Origin of the sequence: Pseudomonas monsensis (genome assembly GCF_014268495.2) — a bacterium.
Classification (GTDB): Bacteria; Pseudomonadota; Gammaproteobacteria; order Pseudomonadales; family Pseudomonadaceae; genus Aquipseudomonas; species Aquipseudomonas monsensis.
Map to the genome: position 1 here is coordinate 1,642,012 of NZ_CP077087.1, position 19,884 is coordinate 1,661,895.

The window sequence follows — 19,884 nt, forward strand, 5'->3', positions numbered from 1 at the left end:
GGAGCGAGCTTGCTCGCGAAGGCGGCGGAACATTCAAAATCAATGTGACTGACAGAATGCTTTCGCGAGCAAGCTCGCTCCCACAGGGTTTTGCACTAATGGCTATTTGAGGTTGCCGCTGAGGAATTGTTTGAGGCGTTCGCTTTTCGGGTTGCCGAGCACATCTTCGGGCGCACCTTCTTCTTCAACCAATCCCTGATGCAGGAACAGCACCTGGCTGGAGACTTTGCGGGCGAAGCTCATCTCATGAGTCACCATGATCATCGTCCGGCCTTCTTCGGCGAGCCCCTGAATCACCTTCAGCACTTCCCCCACCAATTCCGGATCGAGCGCCGACGTCGGCTCGTCGAACAGCATCACCTCCGGCTCCATTGCCAGCGCGCGGGCAATCGCCACGCGCTGTTGCTGGCCTCCGGAGAGAAACGCCGGATATTGATCGGCGACCCGCGCCGGCAAGCCGACCTTGTCGAGATAGCGCCGGGCACGGTCGTCGGCTTCCTGTTTGCTGCAACCCAGCACCCGGCGCGGAGCCATGGTGATGTTTTCCAGCACGGTCATGTGGCTCCACAGGTTGAAATGCTGGAACACCATTGCCAGACGCGTGCGCAGGCGTTGCAATTCATCGGCGTCGGCGACGTGCATGCCGTGGCGGTCGGTGATCATGCGGATCGCCTGGCCATCAAGGCTCATGGCGCCGTCGTTGGGTTGTTCGAGGAAGTTGATGCAGCGCAAAAAGGTGCTTTTGCCCGAGCCGCTGGCGCCGATCAGGCTGATCACGTCGCCGGTCTTGGCCTTAAGCGAAACGCCTTTGAGCACCTGATGGTCGCCATAGCTTTTGTGCAGGCCTTCAACGGTCAGTTTGTACATGGGACAGACATCCTCAAGGCGAAAGTAGGTAGCCGCTGCGATAGGCTTCAGCGCCCGCAACATGGGCGATGACCATGCCGGCAGTGGCCATGCGTCGCAGCGAGCGGGCGTACATCACGCCGGCGCTGGTGCAATGAATGGGGGTGACCCGGTCGTGGATCGGGTCGATGATTTCGGCGATCTGTTGCCCGGCTTCGAGGTATTGACCGGCCGTTGCGGTGTACACCAGCAGGCCGCCGACCGGCGTGGTCACCGGTTCGACGCCGGCCAGTGGCGTGGCCGGGAATGGCAAGGGCGGCTGCGGTCTGGTTTCGCCGACGATCGCATCGAACTGGATCATGTAGTCGATCAAGGCCTGGCAATCGCGGCTGGCCATCGGGTGATTGACGTCACCCTGGCCGCGCAGTTCGACGGTCACCGAGAAACTGCCCAGCGGAATGTCGAAGTGTTCGCCGAAGCGCTCCTTGAGTTGCCACCACAGCAGGGTGAAGCACTCATCGAACGACTGGCCGCCGGAATCGGTGGCCAGCAGGCTCGCCCGTGACTCGATGTAGCGCGCCAGAGGCTCGACCTGCGGCCACGCTTCCGGCGTGGTGTACAGATGAACCACTGATTCGAAGTCGCAGTGCAAGTCCAGCACCATGTCGGCGTCACAGGCCAGCCGTTGCAGGGTCAGGCGCTGGGATTGCAGTTGGGTGCCGGCGGTCTGGCGGGCGAGGGCGTTGCGCAGGCTGGCGCGGATCAGCTCAAGGTTGCGTTGCGGGTCATCGCTCAGCTTGCCCTCGATGTCGTTGCCGATTTCTTCGCTGAGGTCGACAAACCAGCGATTGAAATTCTGCCCGCTCTCCAGTTCGTAGCGGCCCAGCGGTACGTCCATCAGCACTTGTTCGAGGCCGACCGGATTGGCCACTGGCACCAGCACGATTTCGCTGCGCAGGCGCCCGGCGGCTTCCAGCTCCGCCAGGCGCTGCTTGAGGTGCCAGGCGACGAGCATCCCGGGCAGTTCGTCGGCATGCAGCGACGACTGGATGTAGACCTTGCCTTTGGCCTGCTCCGGGCCGAAGTGGAAGCTGTGGATCTGTCTTGCGGTCCCCGGTAGCGGGGCCAGCAGGTCATGGATCTGGTGTCGCATTACAGGTTTTCCTAGTGGGTCGGCCCGAGGAAGGCCAGCCATCGGCGTTCGGCGAGGCGGAACAGGCCGACCAGCGTAAAGGTAATGGCCAGGTAGATCAGCGCGGCGATGCCGAACGACTGGAAAGTCAGGAAGGTCGCCGAGTTGGCGTCCCGCGCAACTTTCAGGATGTCGGGGATGGTCGCGGTGAACGCCACGGTGGTCGAGTGCAGCATCAGGATCACTTCATTGCTGTAGTACGGCAACGAACGGCGCAGGGCCGAGGGCATGATCACGTAGGCATACAGCTTCCAGCCCGTCAGTCCGTAGGCCTTGGCCGCTTCGACTTCACCATGGTTCATACTGCGGATCGCCCCGGCGAAAATCTCCGTGGTGTAGGCGCAGGTGTTCAGGGCAAAGGCGAGGATCGTGCAGTTCATCGCATCGCGGAAGAAACTGTCGAGCAAAGGCTGCGCTCGTACCGCCGCCAGGCTGTAGATCCCGGTGTAGCAGATCAGCAGCTGGATATACAACGGCGTGCCCCGGAACAGGTAAGTGTAGAACTGCACCGGCCAGCGAATGTAGAAGTGCGATGAAACCCGAGCGATCGACAATGGAATCGACACCAGGAAACCAAAGAAAATCGACGCGCTGAGCAGCCACATCGTCATCGCCAGACCGGTGATGTTCTGGCCGTCGGTATAGAGGAAGGCTTTCCAGTATTCCTGCAGGAGTTCGATCATCGTACGGCCTCCCGGGCACCGGCGGCGTAGCGGCGTTCGAGCCAGCGCAGGATGAAGTTCGAGGCACTGGTGATCAGCAGGTAAATCAACGCGGCGATGACCAGGAAGTAGAACAGTTGGTAGGTGCTTTTACCGGCGTCCTGCGCGGCTTTGACCAGATCGGCCAGGCCGATGATCGACACCAGCGCGGTGGCCTTGAGCATCACCATCCAGTTGTTGCCGATGCCCGGCAAGGCAAAGCGCATCATTTGCGGGAACACCACGAAACGAAAACGCTGGCCACGCTTGAGGCCATAGGCGGTGGCCGCTTCGACCTGACCGCGCGGTACGGCGAGGATCGCGCCACGGAAGGTCTCGGTGAAATACGCCCCATAAATGAAGCCCAGGGTCAGTACCCCGGCGCTGAACGGGTCGATTTCGATGTATTCCCATTCCATGTAGTCGGTGAGCGAAGTCAGCCAGGTTTGCAGGCTGTAGAAGATCAGCAGCATCAGCACCAGATCCGGCACCCCGCGAATCAGCGTGGTGTAGAGCTGGGCTGGCAGGCGCACCAGTTTGACTTTGGACAGCTTGGCACTGGCGCCGATCAGACCGAGCAACACGGCCACCAGCAGCGACAACGCCGATAATTTGATGGTCATCCAGGTGCCTTCCAACAGCAAAGGACCGAAGCCCTTGAGGCTGAAGGCGGAGAGCCCCAGATTTTGTAAGAGGTTTTCGAACATAAATCAGCAACCTGAGCGGATGGAAAAGGCGCCCATCGAGTGATGGGCGCCGGGGCATTATTTGCCGCTGTACAGGTTCAGATCGCCAAAGTGTTTCTTTTGAATCTCGGCGTATTTGCCATCATCGTGTAACGCTTTGATACCTTTATCTAAAAGGGCCTTCAGCTCAGTGTTACCTTTCTTAATACCGACAGCGGTCTTGGCTGGCAGCAATTCGTTGTCGACCGGCTTGCTGACGTCATAGTCGGCGCCTTGTGGCGACTTCAGGAAGCCCAATTCGGCTTGCAGCATGTCCTGAATGCCCGCGTCGAGGCGGCCGGAAGTCAGGTCGGAATACACCTGATCCTGGTTCTGATAGGCCTGAGTCTTCACGCCGGCCTTGTCCAGCACGGCTTTGGCGTAGGCTTCCTGAATGGTGCCTTGCTCGTAGCCGACGGTTTTGCCTTTGAGCGACGCAACGTCTGCGGTGATACCGGAGCCTTTTTTCGACACGTAGGCGGTCGGGCCGGAGAACAGTTCGCTGGAGAAGTCGATGACTTTTTCGCGGGCCGGGGTCACGGTCATCGACGAGATCACACCGTCGAATTTATTGGCTTTCAGGCCCGGAATCATGCCGTCGAAGTCGCTTTCGACCCACTTGCACTTGACCTTCAGTTCGGCGCAGATCGCGTTACCCAGGTCGATATCGAAGCCCACCAGGCTGCCGTCGGCCGCTTTCGACTCAAACGGTGCGTACGAAGGGTCAACGCCAAAGCGCAGCTCTTTGTATTCCTTGGCCAGCGCGGAGCCGGCGGCCATGCACAACGCCAGTGCAGAAAGGGTCAGCAATGCTTTTTTCATTATTCAATCCCTAAGAACCAATATGAGCGCTTGTGGCGCAGAATTATTGTTACTGGAACGCGTACGACACATAGAAAGTAGCAATTTCCGAACCAGAGTCCCGAACAAGTGTTTTAAAAGGTGGCGCAAGCATGGCGAGGAGGGGATTGGTGCACGGAAACGGGCGCGTTAAATGCGTTGCACCAAGATGGCTCGTTTCCGCGGTTCACAGTGCTTTTGTGGCGAGGGGATTTATCCTCGTTGGGCGCGCTGGGCGCCCCCCCGACAGCCCAGTAAATGCGTGATCGGGATTTGCGACTGCTTCGCAGTCGAACGGGGATGAATCCCCTCGCCACAGATGATCTCTCGCTGCCGGTTATTCATTCCTATGCGTGGTCGCTGTCCCGGAAAACCGGGTCACGCCAACAGATCCTGTAACGTCGCCAGGCTATCGGCCTCTTCCACGGTCTTGTCCTGGCGCCAGCGCAGCATGCGCGGGAAACGCACGGCAATACCACTTTTGTGTCGACGCGAAAGGGCAATGCCTTCGAACCCCAACTCAAACACCAGGCTCGGTTTCACGCTGCTGACCGGGCCGAACTTTTCCACCGTGGTCTTGCGCACGATGCTGTCGACCTGGCGCATTTCCTCATCGGTCAGCCCGGAATAGGCCTTGGCAAACGGCACCAGTGACCGCTCGCTCGACTCCGGCGGGCCGTCCCACACCGCGAAGGTGTAATCGCTGTACAGACTGGCGCGCCGACCATGGCCGCGTTGCGCGTAGATCAGCACCGCGTCGACACTGAACGGGTCGACTTTCCACTTCCACCACACGCCCATGTCCTTGGTGCGGCCGACGCCGTATAACGCGTCGCGGGCCTTGAGCATCATGCCCTCGACTCCCAGCCGCCGCGAAGCTTCGCGCTGGCGGGCGAGGTCGAACCAGTCGGTGCCGGTCAACACAGGGGAGGGCAGTAACACCGGGCTGTTGCACCGGGCGATGAGCGCTTCCAGTTGTGCGCGGCGCTCGGCCTGCGGCCGGTTGCGCCAGTCCTCACCCTGCCATTCCAGCAAGTCGTAGGCGAGCACCACCACCGGCACCTCTTCGAGAATCTTCTTGTCGAGGGTCTTGCGACCGATGCGTTGTTGCAGCAAGGCAAAGGGTTGCACCGCCGGTGGTTCGGTCGATTGCGGATCGAAAGCGTCTTCAGTGCGCGGATGCGTGCTTTTCCACACGACGATTTCGCCATCGACCACCGTGCCTTCCGGCAAACCGTGTACCAGCACATCAAGCTCGGGAAAGCGTTCGGTCACCAGTTCCTCGCCGCGCGACCACACCCACAAACGCCCTTCGCGCTTGACCACCTGCGCGCGGATGCCATCCCACTTCCATTCCACCTGCCAGTTGCTCGCCGGGCCGATCAGTGCTTCGAACTCCTCGACCGGTTGCGACAAGGCATGGGCGAGGAAAAACGGGTACGGTTGCCCGCCGCGCTGGGCGTGCTCGTCGGCCGATTCTGCGGCGATCAGTTTCAGATAGCTGGCCGCGTTCGGCCGGTTCGACAGGTCGGTGTAACCCACCAACCGCTGCGCCACGCGTTTGCTGTCGAGCCCGGCCATGGAGGCCAGGGCGCGAGTGACCAGCAGTTTCGACACCCCCACGCGGAAACTGCCGGTGATCAGCTTGATGCACAGCATCAGGCTCGGTCGGTCCAGTTGCGCCCACAGCGCTGGCAGTTGGCGGGTGAGGTATTCCGGGGTTTCACCGCGCAATGGCAGCAGTTTGTCTTCGACCCACTCGGCCAGCCCGGCCTCGGAGCTGTGCGGGTTTTCCGGCAGTACCAGCGAAATGGTTTCCGCCAGATCGCCGACCGCCTGGTAGCTCTCTTCGAACAGCCAGGGTGCAAGCCCCGAGACCTCGACGGCCAATTCGCGCAGGATGCGCACCGGCACCAGTTGCCGTGGACGACCGCCGGACAGAAAGTACACCGCCCAGGCGGCGTCCTGCGGTGCAGCCTGGGCGAAGTAATGTTGCATGGCCGCCAGTTTGGCGTTGCTGGACGTGGTGGCGTCGAGTTCGGCGTACAACTCGGCAAAGGCTTTCATGCTTGTACCTCGGCAATAACCGGGGCGGCGCCGATGTTCTCCTCTTCGTCATCGCCGTATTCGGTGCTGAAACCCTGCGCGTCCAGGCCCTGTTCGCGCAGATGACGCACCAGCACGCTGATCGAGCCGTGGGTGACCATCACCCGTTCGGCACCGGTCTGGTTGATGGCCCAGAGCAGTCCGGGCCAGTCGGCGTGATCGGACAGCACGAAGCCGCGATCCACGCCACGTCGCCGACGAGTGCCGCGCAGGCGCATCCAGCCGCTGGCGAAGGCGTCGCTGAAATCACCAAAACGCCGCATCCAGGTGCTGCCACCGGCCGACGGCGGGGCGATGACCAAGGCCTGACGCATGATCGGGTCGGACTTTTTCACATCGCCGGCGTAGATCGTCGGCGGCAGGTATACCCCGGCTTCGCGGTAGACCCGGTTCAGCGGTTCAACCGCGCCATGACTGAGGATCGGCCCGAGGCTGGCGTCGATGCCATGCAGAATGCGCTGGGCCTTGCCGAACGAATAGCAGAACAACACGCTGGCCTTGCCGGCGGCGATGTTCGCCTGCCACCACTGGTTGATCTCGCTGAACACCTGCGCCTGCGGCTGCCAGCGGTAGATCGGCAGGCCGAAGGTCGATTCGGTGATGAAGGTATGGCATCGCACCGGCTCGAACGGCGCGCAAGTGCCGTCCGGTTCGATCTTGTAATCGCCGGACGCGACCCAGACTTCGCCGCCGTACTCCAGACGCACCTGCGCCGAACCGAGCACATGGCCCGCCGGGTGAAAACTCAAGGTAACGCCGTGGTGGGTCAGGCGCTGGCCGTAGGCGAGGGTCTGCAGATTGATGTCCTGACCCAGTCGCGCACGCAAAATCCCTTCGCTGGCGCTGCTGGCCAGGTAATGCTGGTTGCCGTTACGGGCGTGATCGCCGTGGGCATGGGTGATGACCGAGCGTTCGACGGGACGCCACGGGTCAATATAGAAATCGCCTGCCGGGCAATACAAACCTTCGGGGCGCGCGATAACAAGGTCCATGTCGTTACCAGAATGGGGGGCTTGTTAGCTATGAGGCGGGCGCGAGTCCGGAAGTTCTATCGACTTTGAAAAGCCCCCTCACCCCAGCCCTCTCCCGGAGGGAGAGGGGGCCGACCGAGGTGTCTGGTGAATTGCGTCGACCTGAAAGACCGAGTTGATTATGGGTTCGGCAAAGCCCGAACCGAGTCGAATATGGATTCGGCAAAACACCAGCCGAGTCGAATATGGATTCGGCAGTGCCCGTTCAGGTCGGCGCATGACTCCAGCAACCCCCAATCAATCCCTCTCCCGGAAGGAGAGGGGGCCGACCGAGGTGTCTGGTGAGTTACATCGACCTGAAAGGCCGAGTTGATTATGGGTTCGGCAAAGCACAGCCGAGTCGATTCTGGATTCGGCAGTGTCCGTTCAGGTCGGCGCATGACTTCAGCAATCCCCAATCAGTCCCCTCTCCCTTTGGGAGAGGGTTAGGGTGAGGGGCTCTTGATGTTTGCCTTATTTGCCGGGGGTGAGGGTCAGGCGGGTTTTGCCGTACACCCGGTCAAAGTTCTGCGGCTGCATCGGCAAACCGATGTACTGCCCCTTCAGCCATGCATCGACACCGTTGAGGTAGTTCGGGCTGACCGGGTTCCCCGACTGGCCGGTACCGTTCTGCCCCATCAGCGGTTCAGCCTGACCAAAGTCGACGATAAAGCGCATCGACGGCGCGCGGGTGGTGGTGAAGTCCTGGCCCCAGGCGAACGCGGCGGTATTCAGGGTGGTGTGATCGCCCCCGGCTGCCAGCGGTCCGCGAACGGTCTGGCCATTGGCGTTTTTCCACGCGTAGCTATGCAGTTTGCCCCACTGCCAGGCCCGGTGATCGCCACCCAGTTGACCGTCGCCAGCGCTGATCGCCGCCGCGAGACTGCGGGCGAGGATCACGGCTTTGTCTTCTTTCTGCGGCGTGCGAATGTCGTCCCAGAACGGACTGTCCTCACGGCCGAGCAAGTGATCGGCCTGGGCCGCGTAAGACAAGTCGCCGTTGGCGATGAACGCTTTCCACGCCGGGCTCGATTCAGGGCCCAGTTCGTCGAGGAAGATCTGTTTCATGCTTTCTTGCAGGAACAGTTCGTAGATCGCCGCATCGGCCGAAGTCGGGCTGAGTTTGCCGTCGAATGCCATCAAGCGGGTGAACGCCTCGCGGGCCTTGTTGCGCTCCGCTTCCGGCAGGGCGTCGATCGCCTGTTTCAGCGGTTGCTTCATGCCCGGCGCTTCGAACATTTTTTTCAGTTTGGCGGCAAACGTGGTGGTCTGGTCGTACTGCATGGCGATCACGCTGCGGCCGTCATGTTTGCCGCTGCCGGCCAGTTCCGCCAGACGCTCGCCACGTTCCGGCGCCGCCCAGGAGTTCGACAGTTGCATGCCGTAACCGTGAGGAATCACCCGCTGGTTGGCGGTGCCGAGCCAGCCTTGCGCCGGGTCCTGATCGTACGGGTGCAGCATCGGGTCGGCGTAACCGTCCCAATCGTAACGACCTTCCCAGCCCGGCGACGGCAGCAGGCCTTCGCCTTCACGGCGGTTGGGGAAACGCCCGGTGACTTGCCAGCCAATGTTGCTGGCGTCGGCGAACACCATGTTCAGGGCAATGGCGCGGATCTCGCGGCTCGCGTCCGAGGCACGTTCAACGTTCTGCGCACGGGTCAGGTCAAAAAACGCGTCCAGCGACTTGTCGTCGGTGAAACTCGGTGTTTGCAGAGCCAGGCCAAAACCGTTGCCTTGTACCGCGGCCTGGGCACTGTTGAGCAGTGCGCCGTGGCGGGTTTCGTACACCGCTTCGCGAATCGGCCGCTGGCCTTTGACGAAATAGGTTTCGTTGCGCACGCCCAGCGGCTGCCATTTGCCATTGACCTCGTAGGTCAGGCTGTTGCCCTGACGACGGATTTTTTCCAGGAACAGGTCCTGGTTGTCGCCGAGCACGCTGGTGGCGCTCCACGCAACTTTGCCGTTGAAGCCGCCGAGCACCATCGGCAAACCGGCAACGGTGACTCCGGCGGCCTGATACTTCGGTGCGCGGATCTGCACGAAGGTCCACAGCGACGGCGCCGCCAGTGGGCCATGGCTGTCGCTGGCGAGAAGGCTCTTGCCGCTGCGGCTGCGTTGCGGGGCGATGGCCCAATTGTTCGACGAGGTGGTGCCGAGCAGGTTCAGCGCCGACAGCTGTTGGCTGGCGTTGCTCAGTTCGCTCAGGCCGGGAATCTGTCCGTTCAGTTTCAAACCTTGCAGCTTGTCGGCCTCAGCCAGCGGCAAATTCTCATCGGGGGCGGACGGCGTCAGCCAGGCGAGTTTGTCGCTGGTTACGGTTTGCGCGAGCACCAGGGATGAGATTTCTTCCGGCAGGTTGGCCGACTGGCTGAAATTCAACAGGGCGAATATCAGCGCCGAGTCTTCCGGTTTCCAGTATTCCGGCTTGTAGCCGCTGGAGGCCAGATCGCCCGGCAGTTTGTCGGCGTAGCGGAACAGGTAGGCGTTGACGCCCCGCGCATAGACTTCGAAGAAGCGCTTGAGCCGTGGCGACGAGGCCTTGTACAGCTCGCCGGCACTTTTCTTCAGGTTGACCGCGCGCATGTAGCGGTCGGCATCGAGCATTGATGCACCGGACATTTCCGCGAGACGGCCCTGAGCCAACAGGCGCAGGGTGACCATCTGGTTGATGCGGTCGCTGGCGTGCACGTAACCGAGGGTGAACAGCGCGTCATGGAAACTGTTGCTTTCGATCAACGGCATGCCCATGGCATTGCGTCGCACCGACACGTTCTGCGCCAGGCCCTTGAGCGGTTGCACGCCGGAGGTGGGCGGGAGGGTGTCCTGGGCGTTCCAGGTCTGGCACCCGGACAGGCCCAAAACACCGGCCACTGCTGCGGCAACGCCGAACCGGGGAAGAAAATGTGTAAGGGCTGGCGAGGCCATGGCAAAGCTCCTGCGGGGGGTAGCGTCAGTAAAGGCGCTACGTTAGTGAGCAGTAGGGTGCCGCGCAAGCGGGGGCGGGGGTTATTTCTCGATTTGTCAGACGAACCTTCACCTGAGGACAACACAAGACCTGTGGCGAGGGGATAAATCCCCTCGCCACAATGAATTCAATCAGGCTTTGGGCGGGTTGATCTGCTGCACCAGGGCATACGCCTTGACCGTCGCCGGACGATCCTTGATGTGATTGAACCAGCGCAGCACATGCGGGAAGTCCTCAAGGTTCTGGCTCTGCCATTTGTGCGAGACGATCCACGGGTAGATCGCCATGTCGGCGATGCTGTACTCGCTGCCGGCGACGAATGTGTGGTCGGCCAGTTGCTTGTTCAACACGCCATAGAGGCGCGCGGTTTCGTCGATGTAGCGCTTGATCGCGTAGGGGATTTTTTCCGCGGCGAACTGGCTGAAGTGATGATTCTGCCCCGCCATTGGCCCCAGCCCGCCCATTTGCCAGAACAGCCATTGCAACGCCGTTTGCCGACCCCGCAGATCCTTGGGCAGGAAGAGCCCGGTCTTTTCCGCCAGATACAGCAGGATGGCCCCCGACTCGAACAGCGACAGCGGCTCGCCGCCATCGGCCGGTTCATGGTCGACGATGGCCGGGATTCGGTTGTTCGGAGCGATTTTCAGAAAGTGCGGCTGGAATTGCTCACCCTGACTGATGTTGATCGGGTGCACGTTGTACGGCAGGCCGGCTTCTTCGAGAAACAGCGAGATCTTGTGGCCGTTGGGGGTGGTCCAGTAATACAGGTCGATCATGGAAAGCTCCAAATCAGAAATGGACTTGCGTGCAGCCAACGTCGGCGTCGAGTCGTCCCGTGTGCGTTCGATCGCTTGCCTGGCAGGAAGAGGTGATGCTGAACTAGGGGGAATTCAATGACCCCTCGTGAGAAAAATCGCCATGGAACTTCAGGCCAACGCTGCGCTGATCATCATCGACCAGCAACAAGGCATTCTGGAACCGCGTCTGGGGCGGCGGAACAATCCGCAGGCCGAAGAGCGAATCCTCGATTTGCTCGGATTCTGGCGCCGCAACGCGCGACCAGTGGTTCATGTGCAGCATCTTTCGCATTCGCCGGACTCGGTGTTCTGGCCGCAACAGTCAGGCGTGGAGTTTCAGCAGCGGTTTTTGCCGCAGGATGGCGAGTGGCTGATACAGAAACGCGTGCCGGATGCCTTTTGTGGCACCGGGCTGGAAGCACGGTTGAATGAGGCGGGGATCGGGCAGTTGATCATCGTTGGCGTGGCCACCCACAACTCGGTGGAGTCCACGGCGCGCGCGGCGGGCAATCTGGGGTTCGACGCGTGGGTGGTGGAGGATGCGTGCTTTACCTTCGACAAGGCCGATTATTTCGGCACGTTGCGCACGGCTGAAGAGGTGCACGGGATGTCGCTGGGGAATTTGCAGGGGGAGTATGCGACGGTGGTCAGTGCGAAGCAGATTCTCGCGGCGGGCTGAAATCTTTGCCCTGTGTACCGGCCCCCTTCGCGAGCAAGCTCGCTCCCACAGGGCGATTGCATTCCATCTGAAGAAACCCGCTCACCTTTAGGCGTGAGCCTGCTCGCGATAGCGGTCTGTCAGGTGCCAGCGATGTTGAATGTGCTGCCGTCATCGCGAGCAGCCTCAGTCCTACAGTCAATTGCATTCCAACGGAAGGAACTCGGTCACTGTGGGAGCTGGCTTGCCAGCGATGGCGGAGTATCAGGCGAAGGCGCTCTTCGCCTGGCGCATCAAGCGCCGTGGCACTTCTTGAATTTCTTGCCGTTGCCGCATGGGCACGGATCGTTGCGGCCGACGTCTTTCAAGGCGTTGCGCACCGGTTCCTGGTGGGCGTGGCCGCAGTTCGGGCCGTGGACATGGCCATGATCGTGGTGATGGTCATGATCATGATCGTGGTTGCAGTCAGGGCCATGGACATGAGGTTGCTGGGTCATCGGTGTTGCTCCGGAATTAGATCGGCGGGGATTATCACGCCATTGCGTTCAAGGTGCACGTAGTGAGCGATGAATAAACCGGTTTCCATTTCGCCCTGTAACCGATAAGGAATCGGCTGGTTCGAATTTTTCAGCATTTTCACCACCTCCTTGACCTGCGGCCACAGGTTAGTGCGGATCGGCACCTTGAAGTAGGCGCTGCGTTTGGGCCCCACCGTGAACCAGTGTTCATGTTCACCCTCGGCCAGCAGCAGGTCGCCCAGATGAATGCGGTATTCCAGGCCGCGCACGGTCAGGTCGCTGTCGTTGGGGTTGTCGATGCGAAAGTGCAGGATGAATTTCTGTTCGAGCAGTTTTGCCCGTACCACCTCGACGTTCACCAGGTGCACGGCGGGGTCGACACTGTCGTCGCTGAACCACGAAGCGCAGCCGCCCAGATTCAGGGTCAGCATCAAGGTGAAGAGCTGGAATGTGCGCCAACGACCGAGCATGGTTGAACTCCTTTTGCTGCCAGTCTAGACGCTAAAAGATCGCCGCCTGCATGAGATGGCGTTCTCTGCAGGCGCTGCCGCAGGCTGCGATCTGTTGATCCTATACGCCGAAATACCCCGCACAGCACTTCTTGAATTTCTGCCCGCTGGCACAAGGACACGCATCGTTGCGTCCCAGTTTCAACTGCACGGTCGGGTCGATGAAGTACCAGCGCCCGGCGTTTTGCACGAACGATGAGCGCTCGCGGTGACTGTGTTCGCCCTGGCTGTCGTGCCAGCGTGCAGTGAAGGTGACGAAGGCGTGCTCCGGCTGGCCGCCGAAGACTTCCGAGCTTTCCACGTCGAGGCCGAGCCAGGTGCTCTGCGCACTCCAGGCACTGATTGCCTGACGATCCAGCCCCGCTTGCTGGGCGGGCAGGGTGGTCGCCACCAGATAATCGATCAGACCCAGCACATAGGCGCTGTAGCGCGAGCGCATCAGCGCCTCGGCGCACGGCGCCGGGTGGCCGGCGTGATAGTGACCGCAGCAGGCGTCCAGCAGATTACCGCTGCCGCACGGGCAAATGGCTGTACTCATTGCATTACCACCAGTATTTCCCGAAGTTTTCCGGATTGGCCCAGAACCGCGAGTTGAGCCAGTCGGGGACTTGTTTGTAGTCAAGCAGATCGTAAGTGAACAGGGTCAGCACCTGATCGTCACGCTGGAAGCGCTCGCTGGCCTGCAGTGCCAGCGAATAGAAATCGGTTTCCTGCCAGCCGCTGGCCGTCAGATCCGAGAGCACCGCGATGCGGCTGGCGTTGAGGTTACGAATGCCGCCCAACAGGTTCAGGCCATCGCGCTTGGGCAAATGTTCCAGGCAATCGACCACCAGCGCCAGGTCGAAACGCCGCGCGGCCAGTTCCGCTGGCAAGGCGCCGGGCGCGGCATGTGCCACGCAGGTGTCCGGGTGCGCTTGCTTGAATGCGCTCAGCGCCGGGAATTCACTGGCGCCGATCAACAGCAGACGCGCCGGGGCGTAGCGATCCAGCAAAGCGGCCAACGCCTGTTGTGGCGTGCGGGAAGAAATGGCGACGTTCATCAATGCTCCTCAATCAGACTGCCAAGACTAGCCTGCCTGACTGCGCCGGCAAAGCGCGCTGCGGCGCCGGTTCGCGGTAAATGGGGGGAAAGTCCTGTGAACACGGTCGCAAACAGCAATGGCCTATTGCTGGCGGAGATTAAAACTCCGGTCTTTACTCCCTGAATCGGTTCTAAGCCGATCCCTCAGGAGAAAACCAGATGAGCATAGTTCGGACAGCATTACCTTTGATTCTGCTAACCAGTGTGTTGACTGGTTGCGCAGGTTTGCAGAAAACCGACTGGCCGACCTGTGCGGCGGTCGGCGGTGTAGTCGGTGCGGGCCTCGGTGCGACGGAAAGTTCGGCGTGGGCCGGCTACGGCGCACTGTTGGTCGGTGGTACGGCAGCGGCCTATTGCTGGGTGCACGGTGATGGTGACGAGGACGGTGATGGTGTGCCGGACAGTCGCGACAAGTGCCCGCACACGCCTCGAGGCGTAAAAGTCGATGCTGACGGCTGCCCACCACCTGCCCCTGCGCCAGTGGTAGAAGAAGCCGTTGTGGTCAAGGAAGAAACCATAGTTATTCGCGATGTGCACTTCCAGTTCGACAAGGCCACGCTGACCGGTTCTGACAAACAAGTGCTCGACAAAGTCGCCACTCGCCTGAAACAGGAATCCTCCAACGCGCAACTGACCGTGACCGGTCATACCGACAGTGTGGGCAGCGATGCCTACAACAAGAAACTGTCGGATCGTCGTGCGCATTCGGTGGTGGAATACCTGATCCAGCAGGGTGTGCCACGCGCCAGCTTCGTTTCGGTGTCCGGCATGGGTGAAAGCCAGCCAGTGGCCGATAACAAAACCGCTGACGGTCGCGCGCAAAACCGTCGTACCGAAATCAAAATCGTCCGCTAGACCTCTCGCATCCGCGGCTTGTGCAGTCGCGGATGCGGGTCTTTACTCCTGTGTAACCGGTATGGGCCGGTGACACAGGAGCTTTCAAAATGACTGTTTTCTCAAGGTCCGTCTTGCCGGTGCTGCTGCTAGGCAGCTTGCTCACCGGTTGCGCTACTCACAGCGATGGCACTGCACCCCTCAATCAACGTACGTGGCCTATTTGCAGCCTGATCGGCGGGCTGGTCGGCGGCGGTCTTGGCGCCATCGAAAGTGGTGGCTGGGCTGGCGGCGGCGCAGCGCTGGGGATCCTCACCGGCGGACTGATCTGTTATGCCCAGGACGGCGATGAAGACGGCGATGGCGTGTTCGACCGCCGCGACCGTTGCCCTGACACCCCGGCCAATACCCCGGTCGATCACCGTGGTTGCCCGCTGCCGCAATATCCGGTCACTGTAAAAGCCCCCGAACCTGCGCCGCAATCGGAAGTCATCACCCTCAGTGATGCCGGCAACGTGCTGTTCGATTTCGACAAATCTGATCTGACGCCGGCCGCGAAAGCCCAGCTCGATACGCTGATGGACAAGCTGCGCAATGCCGATGTGGTCAGCATCAAAGTCATCGGCCATACCGACAGCAAAGGTTCGGATGCCTATAACCAGGCACTGTCGGAGCGGCGTGCCAGCAGTGTGGCGGCGTATCTGCTGAGCCAGGGTCTGGAACCGGGCAAGCTGACCAGTGAAGGGCGTGGCGAGAGCGAGCCGGTCGCCGACAACGCGACGGACGAGGGACGGGCGAAAAACCGTCGGGTGGAGTTGCATATCAATCGCTAGGACTTGTCTGTAGTCCGCAGGCTAGAGCTGCCGGGCGACGATCATCGTCGAACCGGCAGCGATCCGACGACTGACAAAAGTTTTTTCATTTTTCCCTCTGGCTTATCCCCCGTCTAAGCCGTTACTGTGCGCCCAAAGAATAATTCCGACACGGGGGAGCGTATGAAGGTTTTCTGGGGGCTGGGGCGCTTGTTGACCCTGCTGTTCTGGTGCGTGGTGGTGGTCAATCTGCTGGTGCCTTTTGTGCATCCGCTGCACTTGCTGGTCAATCTGGCTGGCGCCTTGTTGCTGGCGCTGCATGTTCTGCAGTTGCTGTTCTGTCGTCTCAAGGGGCGTCCCAACCCGTGGCGTGACCGTCTGCGGATCCTGTTGTTTGGCGTATTTCACCTGCAAACCATCCCGGCCCCGGCCGCTCCGGAGGCTTCTTCCCATGCGTAAACTCTGCTTGCTCGCTGCATTGATCAGTCCCTTGGCCTGTGCCCAGGTGGTCAGCGTCGAACCCAATTCCCTGATGCGTTTGCCCAATACCGTCAGCACTTTGCAGCTCGAACGTCTGGACGTGGCCGATTACGGTACTTTGCTGATTCCTGCCAACGTGACCGAGCTGACCGTGGGCCAATTGCGTCTTGGCCATGAAGCGCGCATTGCGATCGTTCCGGCTGAACAGGCGCTGGAATTGAAAGTGGCCCGTGCCGAACTGAGCGAAGGCAGCCAGATCACCGCGCGCGGGGCGCCGGGGACGTATGAAAAAGCCGCCCGTGCGGGGCGTAATCTGAATCTGCAATTCAAGGCGTTGAACGCGCCGCAACTGTTGGTCGATGCCCGTGGCGGCACCGGTGCGCCGGGTTTTGTCGGCCTCGATGGCGGTAACGGCGAAGACCCGGGCTGCACCTATGGCGCGGCCGGGCACGGTTTCGATGGCAGTAACGGCAGCGATGGCCAGCCGGGCGCACCGGGTGCGCTGGTGCGTCTTGAAGTGCCACGCGAGTTTCCGGCCGAGCTGATCAAGGTCAACGTGGCCGGCGGTGCCGGTGGCCCGGCGGGTGTTGGCGGCAAAGCAGGGAAGGGCGGCAAATCCAAGGGCTGCCTGGTGTATCGCGCCGATGGCGGCAAGAATGGCAAGGCCGGGGCTGATGGCCAGCCTGGGCCGGTGGGGGCGGCGGGTGCTGTGACTGTGCAGCGTCTCTGAACGTTTTACCCTCACCCCAGCCCACTCCCCGAGGGAGAGGGCTGGGTGAGGCGACTCAGGCTATCCATCGACCTGAAAAACCGTGTCGATTATGGATTCAAAGCAGATATTTCAAGTCGGCGTAATTCTCCAATACCCCCCATTCAGTCCCCTCTCCCTCCGGGAGGAGAGGGCTGGGGTGAGGTGACTCAGACTATCCATCGACCTGAAAAACCGAGTCGATTATGGATTCAAAGCCAATCCTCCAGGTCGGTGTAACTCTTCAATATCCCCCATTCAGTCCCCTCTCCCTCCGGGAGAGGGTTAGGGTGAGGGGCTTTTGATTTTCAGATCATCGGTCTTGCCGCCGCAATCGCCACCAGCACCAACCCGACAATCAGATTGATCCCTACCACCCGGCGAATCTGCCCCAGGACCGCCGCACCCGCCGGCCAGTCCTTCGCGTCCACTGCTTTGCGCAGTTCCGGCAGCATCAAGCCCTGAATCCGGATGAACAGCGCGGTCATCACCACATACAAGCCCATCATCACCTGCACGTACTTCGGCGCGGTCTCGAACCCCACGTGCTGCAAATGCAACATGCCCACGCCGCTGATCGGCAGCAGGATCACCGCGACCCACACCCAGCGGAAAAAACCTTGAAACACTTCCACCCACAAGGTCAGGCGGGCTGGGCCGTCGAGGGCCTTTACCGCCGCCGGGCGCAGGACCATCCAGGCGAAAAACATGCCGCCGACCCAGACCAGGGCGGACAGGACATGCAGCGGATAAACGAGGCTAAAAGGTGTCATTGGGGTACTCCGTTCTGCGCGGGATCGTTTCGCGGGGTATGATAGCCGCCGAACCGAACCACTGAAAATTTATCCAGCGTTTTTGCGCCCGACACTCAATGATCAGCACTGAACTCAAAACCACGATCCAGGGCGCCTATTCGCGTTTTCTTGAAGCCAAGAGCCTCAAACCGCGTTACGGCCAGCGCCTGATGATCGCTGAAATCGCCAAAGTCCTCGGGGATATCGACACCGATGACGAAGGCCGGCGCAGTGGCGACCCCGCAATTGTCGCGGTGGAAGCCGGCACCGGTACCGGCAAGACCGTGGCCTACAGCCTTGCGGCGATCCCGACAGCGAAGCTGGCCGGCAAGCGTCTGGTGATCGCCACCGCGACCGTGGCCCTGCAAGAGCAGATCGTCTACAAGGACTTGCCCGACCTGATGCGCAATAGCGGGCTGAACTTCAGCTTCGCCCTGGCCAAGGGCCGTGGCCGCTACATGTGCCTGTCCAAGCTCGACATGTTGTTGCAGGAAGGCCACGCGCAAACCGCCACTGCGCAGTTGTTCGAAGAAGAAGGTTTCAAGATCGAGGTCGACGAGGCCAGTCAGAAGCTGTTCACCAGCATGATCGAAAAGCTCGCCGGCAATAAATGGGACGGCGACCGCGACAGCTGGCCCAATGCGCTGGAAGATGCCGACTGGGCGCGTCTGACCACCGATCACAGCCAGTGCACCAACCGCCATTGCCCGAACTTCGGCCAGTGCGCCTTCTACAAGGCTCGCGAAGGCATGGGCAAGGTCGACGTGATCGTCACCAACCACGATATGGTGCTGGCTGACCTGGCCCTCGGCGGCGGTGCGGTGTTGCCGGACCCACGCGACACCATTTACGTGTTCGACGAAGGTCATCACCTGCCGGACAAGGCCATCGGCCACTTCGCTCATTACACGCGCCTGCGTTCCACCGCCGACTGGCTGGAAACCACCGCGAAAAACCTCACCAAACTGTTGGCCCAGCATCCGTTGCCGGGGGATCTCGGCAAGCTGATCGAGCAAGTGCCCGAGCTGGCGCGGGAGATCAAGACCCAGCAGCAGTTCATGTTCACCGCGTGCGAGCAGATTGCCGATTTCAAACCCGGCGAAGACGTCGAAGGTCGCGAGCGGCCACGCCATCGTTTCGTCGGCGGGGTGATTCCCGAGCACATGCGCGAGATGGGCATCGAGCTGAAGAAGGGCTACTCGCGGCTCAATGACCTGTTCACCCGTCTGACCGACCTGCTCAAGGAAGGCATGGACGGCGAGGTCAATATCGGCATCGCGAGCAATCAGGCCGAAGAGTGGTATCCGCTGTTCGGCAGCCTGTTGTCCCGTGCCTCGGGCAACTGGGAGCTGTGGACCGCCTTCACCGCCGAAGACCCGGAAGACAGCCCGCCGATGGCCCGCTGGCTGACGCTGGCCGAAAGCGGTTCGCTGTTCGATATCGAGGTCAACGCCAGCCCGATTCTCGCCGCCGAGACCTTGCGCCGCAGCTTGTGGAACGTGGCTTACGGTTGTCTGGTGACGTCGGCAACCCTGACCGCGCTGGGCACGTTCGACCGTTTTCGGATGCGTGCCGGCCTGCCGAAAAAAGCCGTTACCGCCGTGGTGCCGAGCCCGTTCCATCACGCCGACGCCGGCGTGTTGCGGGTCCCCGACCTGAAAGCCGACCCGCGCGATGCCGCCGCTCACACCGCCGCGATCATCCGTGAGTTGCCGGATCTGGTCGAAGGCTCGCGCGGTACGCTGGTGTTGTTCTCCTCGCGCAAACAGATGCAGGACGTGTTCGACGGCCTCGACCGCGACTGGCGCAAGCAAGTGTTCATTCAAGGCAACCTGTCGAAACAGGAAACCCTGAACAAGCACAAGGCGCGGGTCGATGGCGGCGATTCCAGCGTGCTGTTCGGCCTCGCCAGTTTTGCCGAAGGGGTGGACTTGCCGGGCGCCTACTGCGAACACGTGGTGATTGCCAAGATTCCGTTCTCGGTGCCGGACGATCCAGTCGAGGCGGCGTTGTCGGAGTGGATCGAGGCCCGTGGTGGCAATCCATTCATGGAAATCTCGGTGCCGGACGCCTCGCTGAAACTGGTCCAGGCCTGCGGTCGCTTGCTGCGTACCGAAGAAGACCGCGGCACCATCACCTTGCTGGATCGCCGTCTGGTCACCCAGCGCTACGGCAAAGCGATCCTCAATGCGTTGCCGCCATTCCGTCGTGAAATATCCTGAGACAACGGTGGGCAGTTTTGCCCGCCGCGCTGTCTATCTCTCTGCC

The 19,884-nt window shown here is 61.1% G+C and carries 20 protein-coding genes; 6 read left to right on the forward strand and 14 right to left on the reverse strand.

Features of this window, described 5'->3' with window-relative positions; genetic code table 11:
• Positions 1–102: 102 nt before the first annotated feature.
• The 9 genes from HV782_RS07090 to HV782_RS07130 all read right to left on the reverse strand — a co-directional run bounded on the left by HV782_RS07090 (position 103) and on the right by HV782_RS07130 (position 11,161).
• Positions 103–867 carry an ABC transporter ATP-binding protein gene (locus HV782_RS07090; RefSeq protein ID WP_123465226.1) on the reverse strand — a complete coding sequence of 255 codons (765 nt, stop codon included), beginning with the start codon at positions 865–867 and terminating at the stop codon, positions 103–105.
• 13 nt (positions 868–880) lie between these two features.
• Positions 881–1,999, reverse strand: coding sequence for a succinylglutamate desuccinylase/aspartoacylase family protein (locus tag HV782_RS07095; protein WP_186744467.1), 1,119 nt, complete (start codon positions 1,997–1,999; stop codon positions 881–883).
• A gap of 11 nt (positions 2,000–2,010) precedes the next feature.
• Positions 2,011–2,721, reverse strand: coding sequence for an ABC transporter permease (locus tag HV782_RS07100; RefSeq protein WP_186744470.1), 711 nt, complete (start codon positions 2,719–2,721; stop codon positions 2,011–2,013).
• Positions 2,718–3,446: an ABC transporter permease gene (locus HV782_RS07105; protein WP_128614962.1), complete on the reverse strand. Its 729-nt coding sequence runs from the start codon at positions 3,444–3,446 to the stop codon at positions 2,718–2,720. The genes HV782_RS07100 and HV782_RS07105 overlap by 4 nt, the downstream gene beginning before the upstream one ends.
• Before the next feature lie 57 nt (positions 3,447–3,503).
• Positions 3,504–4,286, reverse strand: coding sequence for a transporter substrate-binding domain-containing protein (locus tag HV782_RS07110; protein WP_008083900.1), 783 nt, complete (start codon positions 4,284–4,286; stop codon positions 3,504–3,506).
• Between the two features lie 396 nt (positions 4,287–4,682).
• Positions 4,683–6,371 carry an ATP-dependent DNA ligase gene (locus HV782_RS07115; protein ID WP_186744472.1) on the reverse strand — a complete coding sequence of 563 codons (1,689 nt, stop codon included), beginning with the start codon at positions 6,369–6,371 and terminating at the stop codon, positions 4,683–4,685.
• Positions 6,368–7,402 carry a ligase-associated DNA damage response exonuclease gene (locus tag HV782_RS07120; protein WP_123465236.1) on the reverse strand — a complete coding sequence of 345 codons (1,035 nt, stop codon included), beginning with the start codon at positions 7,400–7,402 and terminating at the stop codon, positions 6,368–6,370. Before HV782_RS07120 ends, HV782_RS07115 begins: the two co-directional genes overlap by 4 nt.
• A gap of 492 nt (positions 7,403–7,894) precedes the next feature.
• A complete protein-coding gene (locus HV782_RS07125; protein WP_186744474.1) occupies positions 7,895–10,345 on the reverse strand; it encodes a penicillin acylase family protein in 2,451 nt (816 codons plus the stop codon).
• A 171-nt stretch (positions 10,346–10,516) separates the two neighbouring features.
• Complete coding sequence (locus HV782_RS07130; RefSeq protein ID WP_186744477.1) at positions 10,517–11,161, reverse strand: glutathione binding-like protein; 645 nt, start codon at positions 11,159–11,161, stop codon at positions 10,517–10,519.
• 142 nt (positions 11,162–11,303) lie between these two features.
• On the opposite strand from HV782_RS07130, the gene HV782_RS07135 reads away from it, so the two are divergent.
• Entirely contained in the window at positions 11,304–11,861 is a 558-nt protein-coding gene (locus tag HV782_RS07135) for a cysteine hydrolase family protein (protein ID WP_123465242.1), read from the forward strand.
• 272 nt (positions 11,862–12,133) lie between these two features.
• Here HV782_RS07135 and HV782_RS07140 read toward each other — a convergent pair whose 3' ends face one another.
• The 4 genes from HV782_RS07140 to HV782_RS07155 all read right to left on the reverse strand — a co-directional run bounded on the left by HV782_RS07140 (position 12,134) and on the right by HV782_RS07155 (position 13,907).
• On the reverse strand, positions 12,134–12,337 hold the full coding sequence (locus HV782_RS07140; protein ID WP_030139406.1) for an SEC-C metal-binding domain-containing protein: 204 nt from the start codon (positions 12,335–12,337) through the stop codon (positions 12,134–12,136).
• Positions 12,334–12,828, reverse strand: coding sequence for an LEA/WHy family protein (locus HV782_RS07145; RefSeq protein WP_128614908.1), 495 nt, complete (start codon positions 12,826–12,828; stop codon positions 12,334–12,336). The genes HV782_RS07140 and HV782_RS07145 overlap by 4 nt, the downstream gene beginning before the upstream one ends.
• 100 nt (positions 12,829–12,928) lie before the next feature.
• Positions 12,929–13,405 carry a YchJ family protein gene (locus HV782_RS07150; RefSeq protein ID WP_186744479.1) on the reverse strand — a complete coding sequence of 159 codons (477 nt, stop codon included), beginning with the start codon at positions 13,403–13,405 and terminating at the stop codon, positions 12,929–12,931.
• A gap of 4 nt (positions 13,406–13,409) precedes the next feature.
• Positions 13,410–13,907, reverse strand: a complete 498-nt coding sequence (locus HV782_RS07155; RefSeq protein ID WP_123465248.1) for a DUF6231 family protein — start codon at positions 13,905–13,907, stop codon at positions 13,410–13,412.
• A gap of 200 nt (positions 13,908–14,107) precedes the next feature.
• On the opposite strand from HV782_RS07155, the gene HV782_RS07160 reads away from it, so the two are divergent.
• The 4 genes from HV782_RS07160 to HV782_RS07175 all read left to right on the forward strand — a co-directional run bounded on the left by HV782_RS07160 (position 14,108) and on the right by HV782_RS07175 (position 16,804).
• Complete coding sequence (locus HV782_RS07160; RefSeq protein WP_186744481.1) at positions 14,108–14,803, forward strand: PA1041 family peptidoglycan-binding anchor lipoprotein; 696 nt, start codon at positions 14,108–14,110, stop codon at positions 14,801–14,803.
• Between the two features lie 89 nt (positions 14,804–14,892).
• Positions 14,893–15,615, forward strand: a complete 723-nt coding sequence (locus HV782_RS07165; RefSeq protein WP_123465252.1) for a PA1041 family peptidoglycan-binding anchor lipoprotein — start codon at positions 14,893–14,895, stop codon at positions 15,613–15,615.
• Positions 15,616–15,777: 162 nt separating this feature from the next.
• Positions 15,778–16,053 (forward strand): DUF1145 domain-containing protein, encoded by a 276-nt coding sequence (locus HV782_RS07170; RefSeq protein WP_123465254.1) that lies wholly within the window; start codon positions 15,778–15,780, stop codon positions 16,051–16,053.
• Positions 16,046–16,804 carry a collagen-like protein gene (locus tag HV782_RS07175; protein WP_186744483.1) on the forward strand — a complete coding sequence of 253 codons (759 nt, stop codon included), beginning with the start codon at positions 16,046–16,048 and terminating at the stop codon, positions 16,802–16,804. Before HV782_RS07170 ends, HV782_RS07175 begins: the two co-directional genes overlap by 8 nt.
• Before the next feature lie 326 nt (positions 16,805–17,130).
• On the opposite strand, the gene HV782_RS07180 is transcribed toward HV782_RS07175, so the two are convergent.
• The gene (locus tag HV782_RS07180; protein WP_186744485.1) at positions 17,131–17,595 is read right to left on the reverse strand and encodes a CopD family protein; all 465 of its coding nucleotides are present in this window, start codon (positions 17,593–17,595) and stop codon (positions 17,131–17,133) included.
• Positions 17,596–17,693: 98 nt separating this feature from the next.
• Between HV782_RS07180 and dinG the strand changes: the two genes are divergently transcribed.
• The gene (gene dinG, locus HV782_RS07185) at positions 17,694–19,838 is read left to right on the forward strand and encodes an ATP-dependent DNA helicase DinG (RefSeq protein WP_003222341.1); all 2,145 of its coding nucleotides are present in this window, start codon (positions 17,694–17,696) and stop codon (positions 19,836–19,838) included.
• The last annotated feature ends 46 nt before the right edge of the window (positions 19,839–19,884 follow it).

Coding starts and splice junctions, on each gene's coding strand:
- HV782_RS07110 (WP_008083900.1), bottom strand. CDS start 4,286: ATGAAAAAAGCATTGCTGACCCTTTCTGCACTGGCGTTGTGCATGGCC.
- HV782_RS07115 (WP_186744472.1), bottom strand. CDS start 6,371: ATGAAAGCCTTTGCCGAGTTGTACGCCGAACTCGACGCCACCACGTCC.
- HV782_RS07165 (WP_123465252.1), top strand. CDS start 14,893: ATGACTGTTTTCTCAAGGTCCGTCTTGCCGGTGCTGCTGCTAGGCAGC.
- HV782_RS07130 (WP_186744477.1), bottom strand. CDS start 11,161: ATGATCGACCTGTATTACTGGACCACCCCCAACGGCCACAAGATCTCG.
- HV782_RS07105 (WP_128614962.1), bottom strand. CDS start 3,446: ATGTTCGAAAACCTCTTACAAAATCTGGGGCTCTCCGCCTTCAGCCTC.
- HV782_RS07140 (WP_030139406.1), bottom strand. CDS start 12,337: ATGACCCAGCAACCTCATGTCCATGGCCCTGACTGCAACCACGATCAT.
- HV782_RS07150 (WP_186744479.1), bottom strand. CDS start 13,405: ATGAGTACAGCCATTTGCCCGTGCGGCAGCGGTAATCTGCTGGACGCC.
- HV782_RS07175 (WP_186744483.1), top strand. CDS start 16,046: ATGCGTAAACTCTGCTTGCTCGCTGCATTGATCAGTCCCTTGGCCTGT.
- HV782_RS07145 (WP_128614908.1), bottom strand. CDS start 12,828: ATGCTCGGTCGTTGGCGCACATTCCAGCTCTTCACCTTGATGCTGACC.
- HV782_RS07180 (WP_186744485.1), bottom strand. CDS start 17,595: ATGACACCTTTTAGCCTCGTTTATCCGCTGCATGTCCTGTCCGCCCTG.
- HV782_RS07160 (WP_186744481.1), top strand. CDS start 14,108: ATGAGCATAGTTCGGACAGCATTACCTTTGATTCTGCTAACCAGTGTG.
- HV782_RS07125 (WP_186744474.1), bottom strand. CDS start 10,345: ATGGCCTCGCCAGCCCTTACACATTTTCTTCCCCGGTTCGGCGTTGCC.
- dinG (WP_003222341.1), top strand. CDS start 17,694: ATGATCAGCACTGAACTCAAAACCACGATCCAGGGCGCCTATTCGCGT.
- HV782_RS07155 (WP_123465248.1), bottom strand. CDS start 13,907: ATGAACGTCGCCATTTCTTCCCGCACGCCACAACAGGCGTTGGCCGCT.
- HV782_RS07135 (WP_123465242.1), top strand. CDS start 11,304: ATGGAACTTCAGGCCAACGCTGCGCTGATCATCATCGACCAGCAACAA.
- HV782_RS07120 (WP_123465236.1), bottom strand. CDS start 7,402: ATGGACCTTGTTATCGCGCGCCCCGAAGGTTTGTATTGCCCGGCAGGC.
- HV782_RS07090 (WP_123465226.1), bottom strand. CDS start 867: ATGTACAAACTGACCGTTGAAGGCCTGCACAAAAGCTATGGCGACCAT.
- HV782_RS07100 (WP_186744470.1), bottom strand. CDS start 2,721: ATGATCGAACTCCTGCAGGAATACTGGAAAGCCTTCCTCTATACCGAC.
- HV782_RS07170 (WP_123465254.1), top strand. CDS start 15,778: ATGAAGGTTTTCTGGGGGCTGGGGCGCTTGTTGACCCTGCTGTTCTGG.
- HV782_RS07095 (WP_186744467.1), bottom strand. CDS start 1,999: ATGCGACACCAGATCCATGACCTGCTGGCCCCGCTACCGGGGACCGCA.